Annotated in this window: 19 protein-coding genes; 12 read left to right on the plus strand and 7 right to left on the minus strand. The window is 68.0% G+C overall.

What is annotated here, in order from left to right; all coding sequences use genetic code 11:
• Positions 1 to 42: 42 nt before the first annotated feature.
• Positions 43 to 645, plus strand: a complete 603-nt coding sequence (locus ACIA58_RS16160) for a hypothetical protein (protein WP_396404430.1) — start codon at positions 43 to 45, stop codon at positions 643 to 645.
• A 1-nt stretch (position 646) separates the two neighbouring features.
• Entirely contained in the window at positions 647 to 1,483 is an 837-nt protein-coding gene (locus tag ACIA58_RS16165; RefSeq protein WP_396404431.1) for a hypothetical protein, read from the plus strand.
• Here ACIA58_RS16165 and ACIA58_RS16170 read toward each other — a convergent pair.
• The 6 genes from ACIA58_RS16170 to ACIA58_RS16195 form a co-directional block, all read right to left on the minus strand.
• Positions 1,480 to 2,124 (minus strand): hypothetical protein, encoded by a 645-nt coding sequence (locus tag ACIA58_RS16170; RefSeq protein ID WP_396404432.1) that lies wholly within the window; start codon positions 2,122 to 2,124, stop codon positions 1,480 to 1,482. The genes ACIA58_RS16165 and ACIA58_RS16170 overlap by 4 nt on opposite strands.
• A gap of 151 nt (positions 2,125 to 2,275) precedes the next feature.
• Positions 2,276 to 3,283, minus strand: a complete 1,008-nt coding sequence (locus ACIA58_RS16175) for a LacI family DNA-binding transcriptional regulator (RefSeq protein ID WP_396404433.1) — start codon at positions 3,281 to 3,283, stop codon at positions 2,276 to 2,278.
• Positions 3,284 to 3,388: 105 nt separating this feature from the next.
• Positions 3,389 to 4,714: an extracellular solute-binding protein gene (locus ACIA58_RS16180; protein WP_396404434.1), complete on the minus strand. Its 1,326-nt coding sequence runs from the start codon at positions 4,712 to 4,714 to the stop codon at positions 3,389 to 3,391.
• A 214-nt stretch (positions 4,715 to 4,928) separates the two neighbouring features.
• Positions 4,929 to 6,026 (minus strand): LacI family DNA-binding transcriptional regulator, encoded by a 1,098-nt coding sequence (locus ACIA58_RS16185; RefSeq protein WP_396404435.1) that lies wholly within the window; start codon positions 6,024 to 6,026, stop codon positions 4,929 to 4,931.
• Complete coding sequence (locus ACIA58_RS16190) at positions 5,989 to 7,884, minus strand: DUF2264 domain-containing protein (protein ID WP_396404436.1); 1,896 nt, start codon at positions 7,882 to 7,884, stop codon at positions 5,989 to 5,991. Before ACIA58_RS16190 ends, ACIA58_RS16185 begins: the two co-directional genes overlap by 38 nt.
• Positions 7,881 to 8,870, minus strand: a complete 990-nt coding sequence (locus tag ACIA58_RS16195) for a hydroxyacid dehydrogenase (protein WP_396404437.1) — start codon at positions 8,868 to 8,870, stop codon at positions 7,881 to 7,883. Before ACIA58_RS16195 ends, ACIA58_RS16190 begins: the two co-directional genes overlap by 4 nt.
• A 198-nt stretch (positions 8,871 to 9,068) precedes the next feature.
• Between ACIA58_RS16195 and ACIA58_RS16200 the strand changes: the two genes are divergently transcribed.
• Genes ACIA58_RS16200 through ACIA58_RS16215 form a run of 4 tightly spaced genes read left to right on the plus strand, consistent with a single transcriptional unit; the run spans position 9,069 to position 13,828 of the window.
• On the plus strand, positions 9,069 to 10,019 hold the full coding sequence (locus tag ACIA58_RS16200; RefSeq protein WP_396404438.1) for an ABC transporter permease: 951 nt from the start codon (positions 9,069 to 9,071) through the stop codon (positions 10,017 to 10,019).
• Positions 10,016 to 10,909: a carbohydrate ABC transporter permease gene (locus tag ACIA58_RS16205; protein ID WP_396404439.1), complete on the plus strand. Its 894-nt coding sequence runs from the start codon at positions 10,016 to 10,018 to the stop codon at positions 10,907 to 10,909. Before ACIA58_RS16200 ends, ACIA58_RS16205 begins: the two co-directional genes overlap by 4 nt.
• Before the next feature lie 10 nt (positions 10,910 to 10,919).
• Positions 10,920 to 12,572, plus strand: a complete 1,653-nt coding sequence (locus ACIA58_RS16210; protein WP_396404440.1) for a hypothetical protein — start codon at positions 10,920 to 10,922, stop codon at positions 12,570 to 12,572.
• Positions 12,569 to 13,828 (plus strand): alpha-L-fucosidase, encoded by a 1,260-nt coding sequence (locus ACIA58_RS16215; RefSeq protein WP_396404441.1) that lies wholly within the window; start codon positions 12,569 to 12,571, stop codon positions 13,826 to 13,828. The genes ACIA58_RS16210 and ACIA58_RS16215 overlap by 4 nt, the downstream gene beginning before the upstream one ends.
• 54 nt (positions 13,829 to 13,882) lie before the next feature.
• Here the strand turns inward: ACIA58_RS16215 and ACIA58_RS16220 are convergent, their stop codons facing one another.
• Positions 13,883 to 14,734: a LacI family DNA-binding transcriptional regulator gene (locus tag ACIA58_RS16220; protein ID WP_396404442.1), complete on the minus strand. Its 852-nt coding sequence runs from the start codon at positions 14,732 to 14,734 to the stop codon at positions 13,883 to 13,885.
• 73 nt (positions 14,735 to 14,807) lie between these two features.
• Between ACIA58_RS16220 and ACIA58_RS16225 the strand changes: the two genes are divergently transcribed.
• From ACIA58_RS16225 to ACIA58_RS16250, 6 genes are all read left to right on the plus strand, one after another.
• Positions 14,808 to 16,022: an ROK family protein gene (locus ACIA58_RS16225; RefSeq protein ID WP_396404443.1), complete on the plus strand. Its 1,215-nt coding sequence runs from the start codon at positions 14,808 to 14,810 to the stop codon at positions 16,020 to 16,022.
• Between the two features lie 609 nt (positions 16,023 to 16,631).
• Positions 16,632 to 18,329: an ABC transporter substrate-binding protein gene (locus ACIA58_RS16230; RefSeq protein ID WP_396404444.1), complete on the plus strand. Its 1,698-nt coding sequence runs from the start codon at positions 16,632 to 16,634 to the stop codon at positions 18,327 to 18,329.
• 9 nt (positions 18,330 to 18,338) lie between these two features.
• Positions 18,339 to 19,328 carry an ABC transporter permease gene (locus ACIA58_RS16235; RefSeq protein WP_396404445.1) on the plus strand — a complete coding sequence of 330 codons (990 nt, stop codon included), beginning with the start codon at positions 18,339 to 18,341 and terminating at the stop codon, positions 19,326 to 19,328.
• A gap of 13 nt (positions 19,329 to 19,341) precedes the next feature.
• Positions 19,342 to 20,262 (plus strand): ABC transporter permease, encoded by a 921-nt coding sequence (locus tag ACIA58_RS16240; protein WP_396404446.1) that lies wholly within the window; start codon positions 19,342 to 19,344, stop codon positions 20,260 to 20,262.
• Complete coding sequence (locus ACIA58_RS16245; protein ID WP_396404447.1) at positions 20,259 to 21,161, plus strand: ABC transporter ATP-binding protein; 903 nt, start codon at positions 20,259 to 20,261, stop codon at positions 21,159 to 21,161. Before ACIA58_RS16240 ends, ACIA58_RS16245 begins: the two co-directional genes overlap by 4 nt.
• Positions 21,158 to 21,958 carry an ABC transporter ATP-binding protein gene (locus ACIA58_RS16250; protein ID WP_396404448.1) on the plus strand — a complete coding sequence of 267 codons (801 nt, stop codon included), beginning with the start codon at positions 21,158 to 21,160 and terminating at the stop codon, positions 21,956 to 21,958. The genes ACIA58_RS16245 and ACIA58_RS16250 overlap by 4 nt, the downstream gene beginning before the upstream one ends.
• Positions 21,959 to 21,969 lie beyond the last annotated feature (11 nt).

Consider the following 21,969-nt stretch of genomic DNA (forward strand, 5'->3'; position numbering starts at 1 on the left):
TGATCTGCACTCAGGGTCATCCTGTTCGTGGGGGTGGTCGTCATGCGAGCGTTGCTTGCGGCGGTTTCGGTGACAGTGCTGTTGCTGGCGGGATGTTCGTCGAACGACGGCGGTACGCCGACGCCCGTGGACACCGTGACCGCCGACGACACCACCGAACCTGCGCCCGAGCCGACCGGCGCCGAATCGACCCAACCGGAGCAGAAGCAGCCCTCGATCAACATCGTCTCCCTCCCGATCGGTCCGGGGGCCGATGCGAATCAGCCCGACGACCAGTCGAAGCAGTGCGTCGGCGTGAGCCTGACCGGGCTGGAGCTTCCGAAAGGCACCAAACTCACGTACGACACACCCGGTGTGGATCCGAAGTTGTTCGAACTCGACCAGTCGGCCTGCGGCGACCAGGGCCCGGAGTGCCCCGGACACCAAGTGACCTCCGACGATCAGCCGGCGTGCTACGTCGGAGTCCATCAGGTAACCGCCGACGGAGGTCAGCACGCCACGTTGATTGTTCCGGCGACCGCTACCTGCGCCACCGACGAGGACTGTGCGTCGATCAAGCGGGAGAGCATCAGCTCGATCGGCTTCGACACGCGCGCGCTCGGCAACCCCGAACCGAGCGAGACACCCGAGACGCCGACGAGCTGAGATGGCCGACGAACGGTCGCAGGCCGAACGCTGGATCAGTTTCGCCGCCGGCATCGTCACCCCGGTGACGCTGCTCAGCGCGCTGCTGTTCTACTTCGGCTACGTCTCGTCGCGTTCGCAGTACGAGTACTTCGGGATCGACGTCGACACGATCGGCCTGAGCACGCAGGACTACGTGATGCGCAGCCCGCAACCACTACTCGTCCCGCTCCTCGTCATCACCCTGCTAGCGGTGGCTGCTCTCCTGCTGCACAACGCGATCCACCCGACCCCCGTCGCAGTACGCCGTGCCGCCCGCGTCGCCGTACTCGTCCTCGTCGTGGGCGTAGCCGGCCTCCTGGCCTACCCACTCATCGGCCAGGTGCCGTACTACGCCCTCATCATCCCCGCCATCATCGGCTTCGCCGCCGCAGCGCTTGCCTACCTCACCTATCTGCGCCGCAAGGCCGACCCGACCCTCGGGCCACAACGAGTCCTCATCGCTCTACTCGCAGTCGCCACGGTCACCTGCGCCTTCTGGGCAACCGCGACAACCGCGCAGTACTCCGGCCGCGGCCTGGCCAGATCCGACGCCCGGCATCTGAACCGCTTCCCGGTAGTCATCCTCGACACCAAGGAGAAGCTCGCCCTCCGCTCCCCCGGCCTGGAAGAAACCACCCTCCGCCCCGGCACCGGCCAAACCTTCAACTACCGCTACCGAGGTCTCCGTCTACTGGTAGTAGGCGAGAACCGCCTCTTCCTCGTCCCGCAAACCTGGTCCCCCTCCAACACCACCATCGTCATCCCCCTGGACGACTCGATCCGAGTCCAATTCCAATTCCAGAACGACCCGCCCTAGCCGTCCGACCGGGTCGTCACGCGCGCAACCTCGGGCAGCCGCTGATCGCTCGCTGACTTCGGAACCATCCGCGCGAGGGCCTTCGGCATCGGCCCGACTGCCAGCGCGCGCACCTCGGTGCCGACCGTGACCACCGCGAACGACCCTTCGGTCGGTACGACGTCCGGAAGTACGATCTCGTGGGCTCCCGCCGCGAACTCACCGTCGAACACGGTCGACGAGGTGCTGCTCGGCTCGGGCGGCGTCCACGAGGTCATCCAGAACGCCTCGACCGTCACACGTACGTCGTCCGTCAGCGTCAGGTGGATCGTCCGGTCGCCCTCGTTGTACTCGACGTCCGCCGACGGGTCCCCGCCGGTCGCCGTGTCAACCTGCGCCGCGATAACCCCCGGAATCCCAACAAGCCCCTGCACCACGGTGATTCCGGCGTTGCGCTTCCCGATCTCCTCCCGCAGGTGCTCCTTCGTGTCCGGAGGCACCATCCCACCAAACACCAGCACGTCCAGCGCACCGACGTCATAGTCATCCATCACCCGCTCGAACTGATTAGTCGCGTCAGCCCGATACCCAGCACCCCGCAACAGCTCCACCACCCCTTCCAGCACGCTAGGACTACGCCCCACCACAAGCACGCTCTTCATCTGAACTCCCCACTCTTAGCGTTGGCGTCACCAATGTTGGCCATACCAACATAACCCATGAACGGGAGCACTCAAGGAGCGTCGCGACGACAAAGCGGCTGCGGAGCACGCATGGGCAGATCACCCACCACACTCGCCCGCGGGAACTGGGTCAGGCGCTGTCGCGGATGATCAGTTCGGTGTTGTAGATCTCGGGGCTGGTGAGGTCGGCGCCGCCGATCTTTGCGAGGAGGATCTCGGCGAGGCGGGCGCCGAGTTGTTCGACCGGCTGGCGGACGGTGGTGAGCTTCGGCGTGGTCATGGTTGCGAGGACCGAGTCGTCGAAGCCGACGACGGCGACATCAGCGGGGACGCGCCGACCACGTTGGGAGAGGACACGCAGAGCGGCGGTCGCCATCAGGTCGGAGGCGACGAACAGCCCGTCCAGATCCGGATGCTCATCCAGCACCCGCAGTGTCGCCTGCTCACCACCGTCAGCCGTGAAGTCGCCGTACCCGATGATCTCCGGCAATCCAGCTGCCTTCATCACGTCCTTGTACCCGGTCAACCGATCAATGCCGGCCGTCATGTCGAGCGGCCCAGCGATCGTCGCGACCTTCCGCCGCCCGATCGACAGCAGATGCTCGACACCAGTACGGGCACCGGCCACGTTGTCCACGTCGACGCTGGCCACCGGTACGTCGACCCCGAGCGGCCGCGCGCTGAATACGATCGGCAACGGCAACTGCGCGATCTCCTGCAGCACGTTGTCGCGCCCGTGGTGGCTGATGATGATCGCCCCATCGACATGCCCGCCGCGCAGATAGCGGATGAACCGCTGGTCGTCCCCTTCGGCCGGCTCGATCAGCAGCACCAACTGCGACGAGGTCGGCGCCAACGTCCGGCTGACCCCGCTCAACATCCCGGCGAAGAACGGATCCGAGAACACCCGGCTGTCCGGCTCCGGTACGACGAGCGCCACCGAATCGGTACGACGGGTCACCAGCGCGCGGGCCGCCCGGTTCGGGACGTAGCCCAGCTGACGGATCGCCTCCTCGACCGCGGCGACCGTGTCCGGCAGCACCTTCGGCGAACCGTTCACGACCCGCGAGACCGTCGCGCGCGACACCCCGGCGACCGCCGCGACCTGCTCCAGCGTCGGAGAACCAGACCCTTCCATCGGCCCTCCTCAGCTGTCGACCGGCCTGCGTTCACACGGTAGTACGTCCTAGGTCGAACGCGCGTCAGCCGTTGGCCGCCCACTGGGGCGTGTTGACAGATTTCTTCAGTTCCCGACCCGGGTGTCGGCAACGTCCTCCGCCTCGTCGACGGCCTGCTGCCAGGCCGCGTCCGCGGACTGCTTGCCGTTGTCGACCCGGGCCAGCGCGGCGCTGAAGATCTGGTTGATCTCGCCGTCGCGAGGTCCCTTGTGCTGCTTGAGGATCACGTTCCGGGCCCGGTCGATGAAGATCTGGCCGACCGGCGCCTTGTTGAAGTACGCGTTGACCTGCGACTTCACCTGCGGGTCGTCGTACGCGTCGAGCGTGGACGGGAACGAGCCGATCTTCTTGAACACCTTCACCTGCTGCTCCGGCGCGGTCAGCCAGGCGGCCAGCTTGGCGGCCTCCTCCGGCTGCGGCGACTGCACCGGCACGGTCAGGTACGAGCCGCCCCAGTTGCCGCCACCGCCGGGGAACACGTCGGCGACGTCCCACTTGCCCTTGCCGAAGCCGCCCGCGTTGTCCTGGATCACGCCGAGCAGCCAGCCCGGGCACGCCATCGTCGCGAACTTGTCGGTGCGGAAGGCCGCGTTCCACTGGTCGCTCCACGCCACCAGCCCGGCCGACAGTCCGTCCTTGCTACCGGCCACGACCTGGTTCCAGGTCTTCTTCAGCAGCGGGTTCTCGCCGGCGAGGAAACGGTCCTGGTTCGAGTAGTACGCCTGGATCAGCTGGTTGCGCATCGCTTCCCAGGTCAGTACGGCGGAGTCGTACCAGGCCGAGCCGGGCACCTTCTGCTTGAACTTGCGCCCCGTCGCGAAGTACGACGGCCAGTCCTGGAACAGCTTCGCGACCTGGGTCCGATCGGTCGGCAGCCCGGCCTTCGCGAACAGGTCGCGGCGGTAGCAGATCGCCTCCGGACCGATGTCGGTGCCGTAGCCGATGATCTTCCCGTCCTGCGTGGTCGCGCCGGCCACCTTCCAGTCGAGCCAGCGGTCCTTCAGGTCGTCCGCGCCGTACTGGCGCAGGTCGACGAACTTGTCGGCCTTCGCCAGGTACTTGTAGATCCAGCTGACCTCCATCGCCTCGATGTCGGCCAGCCCGGTCCCGGACTTCAGGTTCGCGTCCAGGTTCTTGACGTGGTCGTCGACCGTCTTGGCGTGCTGCTCGACGATCGTGATGTTCGGGTGCTCGGCCTCGTACTCGGCGTACAGGTCGGCGTACCCGAACTCGTTGAAGGTCGCGATGGTCAGCTTGATCTTCGGTCCGTCCGTCTGCGCGGCAGACGTATCGGACGTACCGGAACCACCACCGCAGGCCGCGGTGGCGAGGAGGACCGCGGCGCAGGCGAGCAGTCCGGCTATGGGGCGGTAGCGGGCACTCGGCCGCATGTGACGTGCTCCCTGGAACTTGGACGGAGTTGAGAGCGCTCTCGGATCGCGAAAGTGAGCTGAGTCTCAATCGTCCAAACCGGATATGTCAAGCACCGCATCGTCACGCTGAGACACGAGCCCCGTCAAGTCCTGACATAGTGTCACCGCTGGTCACGCTGCGAATCGTGACGATCACCGAACGGTGTGCACTCTGGGAGTTAGCTGTGAGTGATCAGTCGGAGCGTGGCGGCCCGACCGAGTCGCGGACGACGACGACCGTGCCGAGCGTGGTCATCGGCTGCTGGTGCGCGAACGGGTCCGCGTTCGGGTCCTGCCCCGCGAGGCCGGCCCGCACCGCGGCACGGCCGAGCTCCTCCAGCGGCACCCGGACGGTGGTCAACGCCGGCTGCAGTTCGGTCGCGACCGGTACGTCGTCGTACCCGACCACCGACACGTCGCCGGGGATGGCCAGGCCGCGCTCGCGCAGGGCGACGTACACCCCGGCAGCGACGATGTCGTTGGCGGCGAAGATCGCGGTGAAGTCGAGGCCGTCGTCGAGCGCGCACAGCGTCTGCTCGTATCCCCACTGGCGGCCGAACGCGCCGGTGCGAACAAGGCCTGGATCGTGCTCGAGTTTGCGGGCGGCGAAGGCTTGGCGGAAGCCGCGCAGCCGAGCGGTGGTCGTGGACAGCGTGGTCGGGCCGCCGAGGTAGAGGATCTTGGTGTGCCCCGCGCTGAGCAGATGGTCGGTGATCGCCGCGGCGCCGCCGAGGTTGTCGTACTCCACCGCGTACGCCGGTACGCCGGCCTCGAGCCCCGGCCGGCCGCACAGGACGAGGCTGGAACCGCTGCTCGCGAGTTGCCGGGCGCGTTGTCCGACCGCGGCGAAGTACTCCTTGTCCTCGACCGCTCCGCCGACCAGGATCACGGCATCCGCGCGCTGCTCGAGGAGTAGGTCGACGAAGCGGAGCTCGGCGGACTCGCCACCCTGCGTCGAGCAGACCAGGCAGAGGCGGCCGGACGCGAGCGCCTCGGCCTGCACCCCGCGGGCGATGTAGGCGAAGAACGGGTCGACGATCTCGCTGACCACTATGCCGACGACTCGCGTGGTCGATCCGGCCAGGGCGCGGGCGTGCGCGTTGGCGACGTACCCGAGGTCGCGCATCGCGCGTTCGACCGCGTCCCGGGTCGAGGCCGCGACCGGATAGTTGCCGTTGACAACACGGGAGACGGTCGCGGTGGAGACGCCGGCCCGGGCGGCCACGTCCCGGATGGTCCGCGCGGCCTCGGGATCACGCCGGCGCGCCCGCGATCGGGGCTGGTCCGCCATCACCCACCTCCTCGCCCAGCTGTACGTCGGCCGTCGTACCGTCGGCGAACCGCAGCCGTACGTGGCGGCCGTCGACCGTGACCTCGATGCTCTCGGCCAGCGCACCCGGCCAGACCGTGTCGCCGGACAGTACCACCGCGGACACGAGCACCTGCGGATCTGTTCCGTCGTGCTGAGCCTCGAGGTACGGCGTCGCGGAGTGCGGACCGAAGGCGTTCGCGTCGAGGTCGCGTCGTACGGCGGCCTTCTCGTAGCCGTGCAGCCCGACCACCACACTCGTGAGGCGATCCACCCGCGTCGCCTGTGCCCACATGCTCTCGGTCGTCACGTCAGGCTGCTGAACGGCTGCCACCGCATAACCACCGTGCTTCACAACTCCCTCCGGCCCGTCGACCAACACGCAGCGCACCTCAATCCGCCCGTGCACCACACTCACCACCTCGATCCGCGCCTCGCCTGCCTGCCACCAAGAACCCGCCTGACCATGCGTCACAGACAAGCGCCGGATCCTTCCCCGATGCTCGGGTAACCCAGCGGCGCCGACAAGCGTGACGTGGTTGTCCAGGTGCTGCTCGGGCGTGCGGAGGTCGGGTGCGGTTCGGGTTGAGTAGGCGAGGCGGTTGTAGTGGGGATCGCCTTCTCCGCCGTGGTCGCTGCCGTGGTTGAGGAGGCGGACTATGCCGTCGTGTTTGGTTGCTTGGATCAAGAAGCCTGGCGCAGGCATCGCCCGTACCTGGTCTTGCTCGTCGAGGGGCAGGGCGGACTCGCGGGTGGTCCAGACCTCGTGGTCGGCCGGGAGCAGGAGGCCGAGGAATCCTTTGGAGGCCCAGTACGGGGAGGCCGGCCCGGAGTACGGCTGGGTGGTGGGGAGGAAGTGGTGATGCCAGCCGAGGGTGAGGAGGCCGCGCTCGTCCGGGACGCCGTGGTCGATGAAATGGCGGAGCGTGCCGGAGCAGAGGCGGCGCGTCTGGCCGGGGGTCAGCGGGGTCGCGTCGAGGAGGGCGCCCATCCAGTACGGCGCGGCGGTCGCCATGCGATAGCAGAGAGAGCGGCCGAAGTGGATCGGGGCGCCGTCCGTCCCCGTGAGATGGACGGCGTCCTCGAGGAAGCGGTGCAGGCGTTCCTTGTAGACCGTGAGGCGACCATCTGCTGACGGACCGGCCATGCGGGTCCACAGGCCTGGGTACATGTGCATCGCCCAGCCGATGTAGTGGTCGAAGTTCTGCCCGTCGCCGTCGGAGTACCACCCGTCGCCGACGTACCAGTCCTCGATCCGGTCGAGCCCGCTGTCGATGTCGTCCTGCGAGTACGGCGCGCCGACCGACGCGAGGAACTGCTCCCCGACGACCTGGAACAGTCGCCAGTTGTTGTCCCACGTCCGCGACCCGACGAACCCGCCCAGCCAGTCGACCACCTTCTCCTGCTCGGGTACGTCGAGCTTGTCCCACAGCCATGCACGCGACTCGTGCAACCCGACCGCGATCGCCGCCGCCTCCACCATCTGCTGCGAACAGGGCGTCAACCGCGGCCACCCACCCGCCGCGCCCGCCACCAGGCCCCGCGCGTACCGCTCGACCAGCCGCTCGTCCCGTCCATCCGCCGCCATCCGAAACGCCGCCAGCAGGAATGACCGCGCAAACCCCTCCAACCCGTCGCAGTCAGCCCCTGACCAACTCCCCCGTCCCGGCAACCGCACCTGCGCCCCACTGGCCGAGAACCAAGGCACCAGCGAGTCCAGCAAATGATCGGCCACCGCCAACCAGGTCTCCCGCGTGTACCCCGTCCGCGACGACAGCAGCCGGTCAGGCGGGGGCAGGCGCAGCCGGCGCACCCCTTGGTCGTGCACCTCCCGGTTCATGCGATCCGCCCGAGGTCGTCGCGGTGGATGAGGTGGGCAAGCGGGCGACCGGCTGCCAGGCGTTCGACCTCCGCCACCGCGGCGTCGCCGAGGCGGGTGGTTTCGTTGCCCATGGCACCGGCCAGGTGAGGGGTGATGAAGACGTTGGGGAGGTCGAGGAGAGGGGACTCGGGAGGTAGGGGTTCGGGGTCGGTCACGTCGAGGATGGCGTCCAGGCGGCCGGCGACGCACTCGCGTTCCAAAGCTGCGTGATCGACGAGTGGACCGCGCGCGGTGTTGATCAGGACCCCGCCGTCCGGCATCGACGACAGCAGTTCCGCCGAGACCAGACCGTGTGTTTCCGGGAGCAGCGGCGCATGCACGGTCACGATGTTGCTCGCCGCGAACAACTCCGGCAGGTCACACCATCGAGCACCCAGCGACGCCGCCTCCGCCGGGCTCAGATACGGGTCGCTCACGAGCACATCCACGTCCAGCGAATGCAACCGCTCGATCACCAGCCGCCCGATCCGCGACGCACCGAGTACGCCGACCGTCGTACCGAGCGTGCCGAGGATCGGCGCCCCCGGCAACGGTCGTTTCGTGCCGGAGGTCCGGTACCAGTCCCGGTGCCGGAACGCCCGCTTCCCGGCCAGCACGATCGCGGCGAGCGTGAACTCCGCGACCGGGATCGCGTTCGCCGCGGCCGCTGACGACACCTCGATCCCCCGCTCGAACACCACTGGATCCACGAACGTCTTGATCGTCCCTGCCGCATGCACGATCGCCCGCAGCTTGGGCGCCGCATCGAGCACCTCGGCCGTGATCCGCGGACATCCCCACCCGGTCAGCAACACCTCGGCCGCGGCCAACCCGTCGCCGACCTCCGCGAACGCGCCCTCCAACCGCGGCCGGCCGGCCGGATCCAGGCCGAGCAGCTCGGCGACCTCCTCCAGCCGATGCCGGACCGCCGGGGTGGTCACCTCTGACCAGGTTTCCGCAGGCATCGCGACGAGGGTGCGCAAGCGCGGGACGGATCGAGGGTTCGGCACGGATCACTCCTAGTAAACGATTACTAGAAACCGTAGGCAGACGATCCGCCATAGGTCAAGACAAGTTCCAGCTAGCGCTTGACAGCAAGGCGGTGAACGTTTCATGGTTACTGCCATTCGAGATAGCAAACGCTTACTATCAGGGGGCGCCTCATGCATCGGCAGGTAGGGCGACGCGCAGCCCGGCGGGCAGGGCCCGGCCCGGGACTGCGCCAGCGACTCCGGCGCGACCGCACGATGCTGCTGCTGGTGCTGCCCGGCTTCCTGTTCTTCGTGGTGTTCCACTACGTGCCGCTGCTCGGCAACGTGATCGTCTTCCAGGACTACCAGCCGTACCTCGGCTTCAAGGGCAGTCCGTGGGTCGGGTTCGGCAACTTCACCGTGTTCACCGAGCCGGACTTCTACCGCGCACTGCTCAACACGCTGAAGTTCGCCGTACTCCAACTGGTCCTGTTCTTCCCGGCTCCGCTCGGTCTGGCCCTGCTCCTCAACAGCATCGTCAGCCCGAAGATCCGCAGATTCGTGCAGAGCGTCGTCTATCTGCCGCACTTCATCGGCTGGGTGATCCTGATTTCGATCAGCCAGCAGCTGATCGGCGGCACCGGCCTGCTCCCCCAGCTGCTCGGCGACCTCGGCCTACCGCGCGTCGATCTCATGACCAGCTCCGGCTTCTTCCCGTGGCTGGTGACGCTGCAGCTGATCTGGAAGGACGCCGGCTGGGGCACGATCATCTACCTCGCCGCGCTGCTCAACATCGACACCGAGCACTACGAAGCGGCCGCGATCGACGGCGCAGACCGGTGGCGTCGGCTGTGGCACGTGACATTGCCGGGCATCGTGCCGGTCACGTTGCTCCTCCTGATCCTCAACCTGGGCAGCATCCTCTCGGTCGGCTTCGAGCAGATCCTGCTCCAGCGCGACGCGGTCGGCGCCGACGCCGCCGAAGTACTCGACACCTACGTCTACTTCCACGGCGTACTCGACGGCCAATGGGGTCCGGCTGCCGCGGTCGGCCTGGTCAAGGGCGTGATCGGCCTGGTCCTGATCCTCGGCGCGAACAAGCTCGCCCACCGCTTCGGCCACGAAGGGATCTACAGCCGATGACGACCTCGCAACGGCCGCCGTGGATGGAGGCGCCGACCAAGCTCGGCCTGGCGATCAAGGGCGTCGTGATCGCGATCGTCTGCCTGCTCGTGCTGTACCCGTTCGTGAACATCCTCGCCACGAGTCTGGCCGGCGAGTCCGAGATCACCCGGCGCGGCGGCATCATTCCGCTGTTCCCGAGCGAGCCGACGCTGGCGGCGTACCGGACGATCTTCGCGGGCGGCGTGGTGAGCCACGCCCTGCTGGTCAGCGCCGGCATCACGATCATCGGTACGGCGCTCAACCTGGTCGTCACGATCGCGCTGGCGTACGGGCTCAGCCGCCCGATCGTCGGCGGCCGGTTCGTGCTGACAGCAGTATTGTTCACACTGTTGTTCGGCGCCGGCATCATCCCGAACTTCCTGCTGGTCAAGGCGCTCGGCATGTACGACTCGTACACCGCGCTGATCGTCCCCGGCCTGGTCAGCGCCTTCAACTTCCTGGTACTGCGGAACTTCTTCCAGAACATCCCGTCCGAGCTGCTGGACAGCGCCCGGATCGACGGCGCCGGCGACTTCGCGATCCTGATCCGGATCGTGCTGCCGCTGTCGAAGGCAGTCCTCGCGGTCGTCGCGCTGTTCTACGCGGTCGGCCACTGGAACGCGTTCTTCAACGCCTTGCTCTACCTCAACGACACCGGCAAGTGGCCGCTGCCGCTCGTACTTCGTCTGTACGTCCTGCAGGGCCAGCCGGTCGGCAGCGGCACCGAATCACCGGGTGAGGCGGTCGCGTCGATCCAGGCCGTGCAGATGGCGGTCGTCGTCGTGGCGCTCGTCCCGATCCTCTGCGTCTATCCGTTCCTGCAGCGCTACTTCACCAAGGGCGTACTCACCGGCGCCATCAAGGGTTAGGAGAAAGACCGTGACCACCCCACCTTTCAGCCGCCGGAGCTTCCTGCGCAGCGCAGTCGGCGTCGCCGTGATGAGCGCCACCGGCGTTCCGGCGCTGGTTGCCTGCAGCAACGGAAGTACGGCGGTCGGTACCGCCCGCGCGTCCTCGGTGACGCTCCCGACGTACGTCGCCTTCAACGGACCGAAGCCTGACCTCCCCGGTACGGCGAACGGCGTACCGCCGGGCTACCGGACCTATCCGAAGGATCTCGTCACCACCGTGCCCAAGCCACCGCTCAACGGCGGCAAGGTCAGCGTGATGACCGACATCTTCGATCCGTTGCCGCCGTCCCGGGACAAGAACGCCGCCTGGCAGGCCGTGGAGCAGAAGCTCGGCGGCACCCTGGACCTGACGATCGTGCCGGACAGCGACTGGGCAACGAAGTTCCAGACCGTGCTGGCCGCGAACCAACTGCCCGACCTGGTGCTGCTCACCGACCCGACCGCGGTCAACAACCTGCCCGCGTTCCTCAAGGCCAAGTGCACCGACCTGACGCCGTACCTGTCCGGTGACAAGGTCAAGGACTACCCGAACCTGGCCAACATCCCCGCCGTGATCTGGCAGGCGTGCGTGGTCGAGGACAAGATCTACGGGCTGCCGATCCCGCGCAGCATCACCGGCGGCGCCGGCTTCTACAACAAGCGGATGTTCGACGAGGCCGGTGTCGAGTACCCGGCCACCGCCGAGGATTTCCTTGCCGCCTGCAAGGAGCTGACCAAGCCCCAGGACGGCCGCTGGGCGATCGTGAACTCGAAGGGCAACACGTTCTTCACGATGATCCAGCAGATGTTCGGTGTGCCGAACGGCTGGCGGCTCGACGGCGGCAAGCTGGTCCGCAGCTTCGAGACCCCGGAGTACAAGGCCGCGCTCGAGTTCGCCATCGAACTGGTCAAGGCCAAGGTGCTCGTCCCGGGCTCGGACGGCATCGACGGCACCGCCCGCAAGAACGCGTTCCGCTCCGGCAAGGGCGCGCTCGTGTATGACGGATTCCCGGGCTACCCCGGCTATGTCAAGGACATGTCCCGCCTGGACCCGAAGAACGACCCGCGCGCGTTCGTCCCGATGGCGCCGAAGGGCGGGAAGGCGAACACCTGGTCGGACAACATCCTGTTCGCGTACACGCTGATGAAGAAGTCCGACGACACCCGCGCCAAGGAACTGCTCGCGGTCGCGAACTTCTTCGCCGCCCCGTTCGGCAGCACCGAGAACCTGCTGCTCACGTACGGCGTCGAAGGCGTCGATTTCACCCGCGACGCGAAGGGCGACCCGACGCCGACCAGCAAGGGCGAGGCCGAGCTGACGGTGCCGTGGAAGTACATCACCGCCGCCCCGCAGGCGCTCTACAACGCGGACTCGCCGACGTACGTCGACCGCGCCCACGAGGATCTGACCAAGCTGATCGGCATGGTCGCGAAGGACCCGACCGCGAGCCTGATCTCGCCGACCAACGACAAGTCCGGCGGTGACATCGGCCAGCCACTGACCGACGTACGCAACGACGTGATCGCCGGCCGGAAGCCGATCAGCGCGTTCGACGCCGCGGTGAAGAAGTGGGCCAAGGACGGCGGCGACAAGATCCGCGGCGAGTTCGAGTCGGCGCTCGGCGGTGCGAGCCCGCGATGAGTTGGTTGACCGAGGCAAGGTTCGGGCTGTTCGTGCACTGGGGCATCTACGCGGCCGCCGCGCGGCACGAGTGGGTGAAGTCGTACGAGCAGCTCACCGACACCGACTACCAGCCGTACTTCGACCACTTCTCGCCGGATCTCTACGACCCGGAGCGCTGGGCCGAGGACGCCTGGAACGCCGGGATGCGCTATCTCGTCATCACCACCAAGCACCACGACGGCTTCTGTCTGTGGGACTCCAAGCTGACCGACTACTCGGCGCCGAACACACCGTGGGGCAAGGATCTGCTCGCCCCGATGGTGACGGCGTTCCGCGAGCGCGGGTTCAAGATCGGGCTGTACCACTCGCTCCTCGACTGGCACCATCCCGAGTTCCCGGTCGACCTGTACCACCCGCAGCGCAAGGACGTCGACTTCATCGACCGTACCGCCGACCGCGACGTCGCGAAGTACGCCGACTACCTGCACGGGCAGGTCCGCGAACTGCTGACGGAGTACGGGAAGATCGACGTGATGTGGTTCGACTTCTCGTACGCCGATCGCGGGTTCAACGCCAAGGGTCCGGACGAGTGGCGGTCGGCCGAGCTGCTGCGGATGGTGCGCGAGCTACAGCCAGGGATCCTGGTGAACAACCGGCTCGGGCTCGGCGCGGGCGACTTCACCACGCCCGAGCAGGTGCAGCCGCCGGGCAACGAGGTTGCGGCTGGCAACGGTACGCAGGTGCCGTGGGAGGCGTGCCACACGCTGAACGGCAGCTGGGGCTACCACCGGGACAACCACGACTGGAAGTCCCCGGCACTACTGATCCGGATGCTGGTCGACGCGGTCTCGAAGGGCGGCAACATGCTGCTCAACGTCGGCCCGAACGGCCGCGGCGCCTGGGAACCGCGAGCGCTCACGGTCCTCGACGGGATCGGCGACTGGATGCGACTGCACGAACGGTCCGTCCGCGACTGCGGCCCGAGCACCTACGTCCCACCGGCCGACTGCCGCTACACGCAGAACGGCCGTCGCCTGTACCTGCACATCTTCGCGTGGCCGATGGGACATCTCCACCTGCCCGGCCTCGGCGACAAGGTCTCCTACGCACAATTCCTGCACGACGCGTCCGAGGTACAGCGGGTGGCAGTCGATCCCTCGGCGCCAGGTCACACGTACCTCGCGGGCCTGCCGGACAACACGCTGACGTTGAAGCTGCCGAACCGCACGCCCGACGTCGACAGCTGCGTGATCGAGCTCTTCCTGCGCGAGTGATCCCCGGAACGGCGAAGGCACCCACCTCGACCCGGTGGGTGCCTTCGTCCTGGTTCACTTCCGGCTGACCGTCGACTGCGCCAGCCGGATCGTCGGCTTCGGCACGTGGTACGTCGTCACGTCGGCGCCGTCCATCGCCGCGAGGATCGCCTCGCCGACGATCGTGCCGAGGCCGTGGACGTCGACAGTGACCACGCTCAACGGCGGATGGGCGAGGCGGGCCACGGCGGTGTCGTCCCAGGCGATGATCGACAGATCGTCCGGCACCGTGACGTCGAGCTCCTTCGCAACGGTCAGACCGCCGATCGCCATCAGGTCGTTGTCGTAGACAACGGCACTCGGGATCCGGTCGCCGGTCAGCAACTGCCGGGTCGCCTCGCGGCCGGAGTCCTCGGAGTAGTCCCCCTCGATGAGCTGACCGTCCACGTCCCGCTGCGCGCAGGTCTCGATGAACGCCACGTCCCGGGCCTGGCAGTGCATCATGTCGCGTGGGCCGCTCACCCTGGCGATTTGACGATGCCCGAGGTCGGCCAGCGCACGAACCGCCGCCCGGGCGCCCTCGGCGTTGTCGACCAGCACGTTCGTGATCGGCGCCTGCGACTCGGGGCCGCCGAGCAGCACCGAGGGCGTCCGCAGGCGCTCGAGCTCGGCCAGGCGCGGGTCGTTGCTGCGCAGATCCACCATGACGATCCCATCGACGTACTCGCCGGCCACCCAGCGGCGCCAGATCTCGATCTCGCCGGCGACGTCGGCGGTGAACTCGATCAGCAGGCTGCAGTGCCGCCCGGCGAAGTACTCCTCGATGCCCTGGACGACGTCGGCCATGAACGGCTCCATCCCGAGCAACCGGTCAGGACGCGCCAGCACCAGCCCGGCAATGCGATCCCGGGATGTCACGTCCTGCATAAACTGCCCTCCTAGGCGGCCGTTCCCACTATATTCACAGATCTAACTAACCGGACAGAAGGCGGATGTACCGATGCAGCAGGTCAGCGACTCCTCGCAGCCGCCGGGCTACGATCCGGCGCCGACGAGCAGCCGCGCCCTCATCGTCGACCGCATCCGCTCCGCCGGCACCCTCAGCCGGGTCGAACTTACCCAGCTCACCGGCCTGAAGGCACCATCGGTCACCGCGGTCGTCCGGCGGCTGATCGACGACGGCCTGGTCGCCGAGACCGGTCGCGGTACGTCGACCTCCATCGGCGGCAAGCCCCGTACGCTCCTGCAGATCCGCGCGGCGGCGCGGTACGTCGTCGGCGTACATCTGAGCGAGGACAGCCTGACGTACGTGCTGGTCGACTACGCCGGCGGAGTGGTCGCGCGCTGGCGGCGGGACGGGCCGGGCGACGAGAGCGACCCAGCGGACGTCGTCGAGCGGGTGGCGATCGAGACCCGCGAGCTGATCGCGCGCTCCGGTGTCGATCCGGCGCTCGTGCTCGGCCTCGGCTTCGTCTGCCCCGGCCCGCTGATCCGCAACCGCGGGGTGACGTCGGCTCCGCCGTCGATGACGCGCTGGATCGGCTTCCCGATCCGCAGCCGCCTCCAAGAGCTGCTCGGGATGCCTGCACTGCTCGAGAACGACGCGACCGCGGCCGCGGCGGGCACCCGCCTCACCACCAGCCACGACGTCTCGGTGATGGCCGCGCTGTTCATGAGCGAGGGCATCGGATCCGGCCTGCGGCTCAACGGCAACGTCTACCAGGGCGCGCACGGCAACGCCGGCGAGGTCGGGCACATCTGCGTCCAGATCGGCGGCCCGCGGTGCTGGTGCGGAGGCACCGGCTGCCTCGAGGCACTCGCCGGACCGGCCGCGGTCGTCGCCAAGGCCCGCGCGGCCGGGCTCGACCTCGGCTCGCACCGGCACTCCGGTGTCGCGGCCTTCGCCGCCATCGCGCGCCTCGCGCTGAGCGGGGACTCGCGCGCGGAGGCGATCCTCCGGGACTCCGCCGCGTGGATCGCCATCGGCGCGCAGACGATCGCCAACATGTACGACGTACAGCTGCTGGTCCTCACCGGGCCGGCGTTCGCCGTCGCCGGGACGATCTACCTGCCGATCCTGCAGGAGCGGATCCTGAGCTCGGTCTTCGGGCGCAGCGTCGGCACCGAGGTGGTGCTGGACGAGCGGGGCCACGACGCGGCGGCGATCGGCGCCGCGCTGATGATGCTCAAGTCCGAGCACGCCCTCTCGGCCTAGCCACCACCCCCACACCACCCCGCCGCCCCCGCCGCCCCCGCCGCCCCCGCCGCACCACCCCCACCGCACCCCACCCCACCGCACCCCACCCCCGCGCGCCCCCGCCCCCGCGCTGCCCTGCCGGCGGTCGTGCCGGCGAAGCCATCTGAGGGGTCAACCCCTCAGATGGCCGGTCAGACCCCCGCATGCCACGAGCGAACCCACACGCCCAGGGATTGACCCCCGAGATAGCCCAGGCGGGCGCGGCCACGCGCCGACGACGTAACCATCTGAGGGGTCAACCCCTCAAATCGCCGGTTAGACCCCCGCATGCCACGAGCGAACCCACACGCCCAGGGGTTGACCCCTCAGATGGCGCCGCGGCGCGTGCTGGGGATGTGGCCATCTCAGGGGTTGACCCCTGAGATGGCGCGGTTGCGCGAGGGTGCTGGTCGCAGGAGCCGCCGCCCCTTCGCGACCCTGCGCGGTCAAATCGTTACCCGGCCGACCCCTTGCGCCAAGTTTATTAGGCCAACTAAGTTACCGCCCAGCTCCCTGGCCGGCTGCCGGGTGACGCGTTCCAAGGACCGCGTTGGTGCGGACCATGCATGCCCGGAAAGGAATCCCCCCATGCTCCGGAACTCCACGAACCGCCCGCGGCTACGACGCCTGGTGAGCGCCGTGGCCGCCGTGACCGCAACGGCCCTCACGCTCGGCGCCTGCTCCGGCGCCGCCAACGGCGGCGGCCAGGCCGCCACCAAGGACGCCTCGATCACGGTCGCGGCCGGCGACATCACCGCCAAGAACTTCAACCCGTTCAGCTCGACCGCGCTGCAGCCGACGCTGGGCGTCATTTACGAGCCGCTGTACTGGTACAACTTCGCGAAGCAGTCCGAGGCGACGCCGGTGCTCGCCACCGGCTACTCGTGGAACTCGGCCGGCACCGAGCTCACGATCAAGCTCCGCCACGGCGTGAAGTGGAACGACGGCCAGCCGTTCACCGCGAAGGACGTCGCCTACACGTTCAACCTGGTCGCGAAGACCCCGGCGCTCAACCCGTCCGGCCTCGCCGCCACGGCCAAGGCCGCCGCTGACGACACCGCCGTACTGACGTTCAAGTCGAAGTCCCTGATGCAGGAGCCCGCCGTACTCGCGAACCAGGCGATCGTGCCCGAGCACATCTGGAAGGACATCAAGGACCCGACCACGAACCTCAACGAGAACCCGGTCGGCACCGGCCCGTTCAAGCTGAAGTCGTTCACGCCGCAGAGCTACGTGCTGACCAAGAACGACCAGTACTGGGAGACGGGCAAACCCACCATCAAGGAGGTCCGCTACCTGCCGGTGCAGTCGGCGGACGCGGCCAGCGCGGCCCTTGTGGCCGGCAAGGTCGACTGGGCGAGTGCGTACCTGCCCGGGATCGACAACATCATGAAGTCCAACAAGGACCTGACCTACGTCAACACTCCCGTGATGACGACAGTGATCGTGACCTGCTCGAACGCCGAGCTCGGGTGCGCCGGTCCGCAGACCGATCCCGCGGTACGCAAGGCGATCTACCTGGCCATGAACCGCGAGCAACTCGCCAAGCTGGCCGGCGGCGGCGTCGCGGGCGTCGGTTCGCCGACGCTGTTGCTGCCGGGCCGGGACGACCAGTGGATCGCGGATTCCGGTTCCGCCAAGCTTCCGCAGAGCGCCAACGCCGACGAGGCGGGCAAGCTTCTCGACGCGGCCGGCTGGACCAAGGGCAGCGACGGCGTACGGACCAAGGCCGGCAAGCGCCTCACGCTGACCGTCCAGACCGTGACGGGCTGGAGCGACTACATCTCGATCAACGACACCCTCAAGCAGCAGCTCGCCGCGGTCGGCATCGAGCTGAAACCCAGCCAGGTCTCGTGGAACGAATGGAACGCCGCCCAGACGAACGGCAAGTTCCAGCTGTCGCTCGACTCCGTCGGCCTCGGCGCCTCCACGAACCCGTACTTCACCTACGACAGCAAGCTCGCCTCGACGAACACCGCCGCGGTCGGCAAGAGCGCCTCGGCCGGCAACCAGTCCCGGTTCTCCAACCCGACCGTGGACGCGGCCCTCACGGCGGCGGCCGGTACGACCGACCAGGCCGCGCAGAAGGCGGCGTACGCGAAGATCCAGAGCGTCATCGCGGACCAACTGCCCTACATCCCGGTCTACGTGAACTCGATGCTCACCGAGTTCAACACCTCGCGCGCGACCGGCTGGCCGACCAAGGACAACACCTACGTCCTGCCCGCGGCCTGGAAGGCCTGGGACGCCGGCATCGTGCTCAAGTCCATCACCCCCGCCAAGTAGCGGCCGACTGTGCGTTATCTGCTGCGAAAGCTCGTCTTCTACGTCGCCGCCCTCTGGGCAGCACTGACGCTGAACTTCCTGATTCCCCGGCTGATGCCGGGGAACCCGGTCGACCTCATGCTGTCGAAGCTGGCGACGAAAGGTCCGGTCACCCCGACGACCCGGGCAGCCATCGAGGCGCTGCTCGGGACGGACACGCATTCGTCCCTGTGGGCGCAGTACTGGAAGTACCTTCACCAACTGGTGTCCGGAGACCTCGGGACCTCGATCGCGTACTTCCCGGAGCCGGTCTCCCAGGTCATCGGTCAGACCCTGCCCTGGACCGTCGGCCTGATCGGGCTGGCGACGGTGATCTCGTTCGCCGTCGGCATCCTGCTCGGCCGGGCCGCAGGCTGGCGCCGTGGATCGTGGATCGACAACCTGATCCCCGTCACCACGATGCTGCAGTCGGTGCCGTACTTCTGGCTGGCGCTGCTGTTGCTGTTCCTGCTCGGCAGCACGTGGCCGGTCTTCCCCCTCAACGGCGGGTACGACGTGTACTCCGTGACGCCGGGGTGGAACCTGCCGTTCGCACAGTCGATCGTGTACCACGGCACGCTTCCGGGGCTGACCATCGTCATCTCGTCGATCGGCGGCTGGATGCTCGGCATGCGCAACATGATGGTCTCGACGCTGTCCGAGGACTTCGTCGTCACCGCCGAGGCGAAGGGGCTGACGCCACGCCGGATCCGGTCGCGCTACGTCGCCCGGAACGCGATCCTGCCGTCGATCTCCGGGTTCGCGATCTCGCTCGGCTTCGTGGTCGCGGGTTCGATCGTCACCGAGGCGGTGTTCACGTACCCCGGGATCGGCTCCGCGCTGCTGCTTGCCGTCGGCAACAACGACTACGCGCTGATGCAGGGCGTCTTCCTGATCATCACGCTCGCGGTCCTCGGCGCCAACCTGCTCGTCGACCTGCTGTACGGCGTCATCGACCCACGCACCCGTGCGCGATCCTGAGAGGTGAACTGATTTGGCTATCACCACTGAAGGGGCAGCGCAGGCGGCGACCACGGCAGCGGCGCCGGCCCGGCGCCGGCTGCCGCCGATGACGCTCAAGCTGGCCGTCGGCCTGGGTATCGCCGGTGTCATCGTCGTGTTCGGCGTCGTCGGCCCGCTGCTCGTCGGCAATCCGTCGACCGTCCGGGACATCGGGCTGACCGCCCCCGGCAACGGCTTCCTGCTCGGTACCACCCAGACCGGTCAGGACGTCTTCGCCCAGCTCGCGTACGCGACCCGCGGCTCGCTGATCATCGGCGTCGTGGTCGGCGCGCTGACGCTGCTGCTGTCGGCGTTCTTCGGCATCGTCGGGGCCTTCGTCGGCGGCTGGGCGGACGAGGCGTTCTCGCTGTTCACCAACATCATGCTCGTCATCCCCGGCCTGCCGCTGGTGATCCTGATCTCCAGCTACGTGCCGAACAAGTCGATCTGGCTGGTGGCCGCGGTGCTCGCGATCACCAGCTGGGCCGGCTCCGCGCGCGTCCTGCGCGGCTTCACCCTGAGCGTGCGCAGCCGCGACTACGTGCTCGCCGCGCGGATCAGCGGCGAGAAACGCTGGCGCATCCTGTTCGTCGAGATCCTGCCGAACCTGATCCCGCTGCTCGCGTCGCAGGTCGTGTTCGCGGTGATCTTCGCGATCCTCGGCGAGGCGGGGCTGTCGTTCCTCGGCCTCGGTGCGTCCGGCTCGTTCACCTGGGGCACGATGCTCTTCTACGCACAGAACGGGCTCGCGCTCCGGCTCGGCGCCTGGTGGTGGTTCGCGCCACCCGGACTCGCGATCGCGCTCTTCGGCGCGGCCCTGTCGCTGATCAACTTCTCGATCGACGAGATCATCAACCCGAAGCTGCGCTCGCAGACGCGCGCCGAGCGCAACAAGTGGAGCGTGAAGGCATGAGTGCTGTGCTCAGCATCGAGAATCTCAGCATCGACTACCTGGCCGAGACCACTGTGCACGCGGTCCGCGAAGTCTCGCTCACGCTGGAACGCGGCGAGATCCTCGGCCTGGCGGGCGAGAGCGGCTGCGGGAAGTCCACGCTCGCGTACGCGATCACCCGCCTGCTCAAGCCACCGGCGCGCATCACCTCCGGACGGGTCGTGTTCTCGTCGCGGGAGGGGTACGACGTCGACCTGTCGGGCCTCGCCGGGGACGATCTGCGCGCGTTCCGCTGGGACAAGATCGCGATGGTCTTCCAGGGCGCGATGAACTCGCTCAACCCGGTACTGCGGATCGCCGAGCAGCTCGAGGACGTGTTCATCACGCACCGGCCCGAGCTGACCAAGGCGGAACGCCGGATCCGTTGTGCCGAGCTGCTCGAACGCGTCGGCGTCGACCGGAACCGGCTCCGCGCGTACCCCCATGAACTGTCCGGCGGCATGCGGCAGCGCGTGATGATCGCGATGGCGCTCGCGCTCGAGCCGCAGGTGCTCATCATGGACGAGCCGACGACCGCGCTCGACGTCGTCGTCCAGCGGGAGATCCTGCTCGAGATCACCCGGCTGCGCGCGGAGCTCGGGTTCGCGGTCATCTTCATCACCCACGACCTGCCGCTGCTGCTCGAGATCAGCGACCGGATCGCGGTGATGCGGGCCGGCCTGATCGTCGAGCTCGACGACGCGCTGACGCTGTACACGAAACCCAAGCACCCTTACACCCGGCGCCTGCTCTCGTCGTTCCCCAGCCTGACCGGCGAACGCGGCGCCTTCGTCCGCAGCGGCGATCTCGGCGACCTGGACGACATGGAGCTGGACGAGACGGAACAGACCGTGGAGGCCGTCGAAATGGAGAGCCGATGAGCGTCCTCGAAATGCGCGATGTGGTCAAGGAGTACCGGCTCCGGGACGGCTTGCGGACCACGCGGCTACGGGCCGTCGACGAGGTCAGCTTCGAGTTGCCCCCGGGGCGCACGATCGCGCTCGTCGGTCAGTCCGGTTCGGGCAAGTCGACGATCGCGAAGTTGCTGATGCAGCTCGAACGGCCCACCTCCGGATCGATCCTGGTGGACGGCGAGCCGATGCAGTACCGCGGTGCGCGCGCGGCGGCGTACCGGAAGGCTGTGCAGATGGTGTTCCAGGACCCGTTCGGGTCGCTGAATCCGTACCACACGATCGGCCATCACCTGGGCCGGCCGGTGAAGCTGCACCACCCGGACTTCACCCGCGAGCAGGTCACTGATCGCGTGCTGGAGCTCCTACGCCGGGTCCGGCTGGACGAGGACTATGTCGGCCGGAAGCCGCACGAGCTGTCTGGTGGCCAACGGCAACGAGTTGCGATCGCCCGGGCGCTCGCTCCGGAACCGGCGATCCTGGTCGCCGACGAGCCGGTGTCGATGCTCGACGTGTCGATCCGGCTCGGGGTGCTCAACCTGCTCGCCGCCCTGCAGCGGGAGGAGAACCTCGGCGTCCTCTACATCACCCACGACCTCGCGACGGCACGGCATTTCAGCGACGAGATCATGGTTCTGTACCGCGGGGCCGTCGTGGAGCGCGGGCCGGCCGACGACGTGATTCTGAATCCGCGGCACGAATACACCCAACTGCTCGCCGAGGCGGCTCCTGCACCGGAGCGCCGGCTGGCCGAACTCGGGCACTGAGGGCACCCTGT

It is taken from the genome of Kribbella sp. NPDC051586 (assembly GCF_044453965.1).
Taxonomy (GTDB): Bacteria; Actinomycetota; Actinomycetes; order Propionibacteriales; family Kribbellaceae; genus Kribbella.

Bases quoted from the DNA above. Each gene is read 5' to 3' on its own strand.
- ACIA58_RS16200 (WP_396404438.1), top strand. From the start codon at position 9,069: ATGCATCGGCAGGTAGGGCGACGCGCAGCCCGGCGGGCAGGGCCCGGC.
- ACIA58_RS16215 (WP_396404441.1), top strand. From the start codon at position 12,569: ATGAGTTGGTTGACCGAGGCAAGGTTCGGGCTGTTCGTGCACTGGGGC.
- ACIA58_RS16245 (WP_396404447.1), top strand. From the start codon at position 20,259: ATGAGTGCTGTGCTCAGCATCGAGAATCTCAGCATCGACTACCTGGCC.
- ACIA58_RS16205 (WP_396404439.1), top strand. From the start codon at position 10,016: ATGACGACCTCGCAACGGCCGCCGTGGATGGAGGCGCCGACCAAGCTC.
- ACIA58_RS16230 (WP_396404444.1), top strand. From the start codon at position 16,632: ATGCTCCGGAACTCCACGAACCGCCCGCGGCTACGACGCCTGGTGAGC.
- ACIA58_RS16170 (WP_396404432.1), bottom strand. From the start codon at position 2,124: ATGAAGAGCGTGCTTGTGGTGGGGCGTAGTCCTAGCGTGCTGGAAGGG.
- ACIA58_RS16165 (WP_396404431.1), top strand. From the start codon at position 647: ATGGCCGACGAACGGTCGCAGGCCGAACGCTGGATCAGTTTCGCCGCC.
- ACIA58_RS16250 (WP_396404448.1), top strand. From the start codon at position 21,158: ATGAGCGTCCTCGAAATGCGCGATGTGGTCAAGGAGTACCGGCTCCGG.
- ACIA58_RS16225 (WP_396404443.1), top strand. From the start codon at position 14,808: ATGCAGCAGGTCAGCGACTCCTCGCAGCCGCCGGGCTACGATCCGGCG.
- ACIA58_RS16190 (WP_396404436.1), bottom strand. From the start codon at position 7,884: ATGAACCGGGAGGTGCACGACCAAGGGGTGCGCCGGCTGCGCCTGCCC.
- ACIA58_RS16180 (WP_396404434.1), bottom strand. From the start codon at position 4,714: ATGCGGCCGAGTGCCCGCTACCGCCCCATAGCCGGACTGCTCGCCTGC.
- ACIA58_RS16185 (WP_396404435.1), bottom strand. From the start codon at position 6,026: ATGGCGGACCAGCCCCGATCGCGGGCGCGCCGGCGTGATCCCGAGGCC.
- ACIA58_RS16175 (WP_396404433.1), bottom strand. From the start codon at position 3,283: ATGGAAGGGTCTGGTTCTCCGACGCTGGAGCAGGTCGCGGCGGTCGCC.
- ACIA58_RS16195 (WP_396404437.1), bottom strand. From the start codon at position 8,870: ATGCCTGCGGAAACCTGGTCAGAGGTGACCACCCCGGCGGTCCGGCAT.
- ACIA58_RS16220 (WP_396404442.1), bottom strand. From the start codon at position 14,734: ATGCAGGACGTGACATCCCGGGATCGCATTGCCGGGCTGGTGCTGGCG.
- ACIA58_RS16160 (WP_396404430.1), top strand. From the start codon at position 43: ATGCGAGCGTTGCTTGCGGCGGTTTCGGTGACAGTGCTGTTGCTGGCG.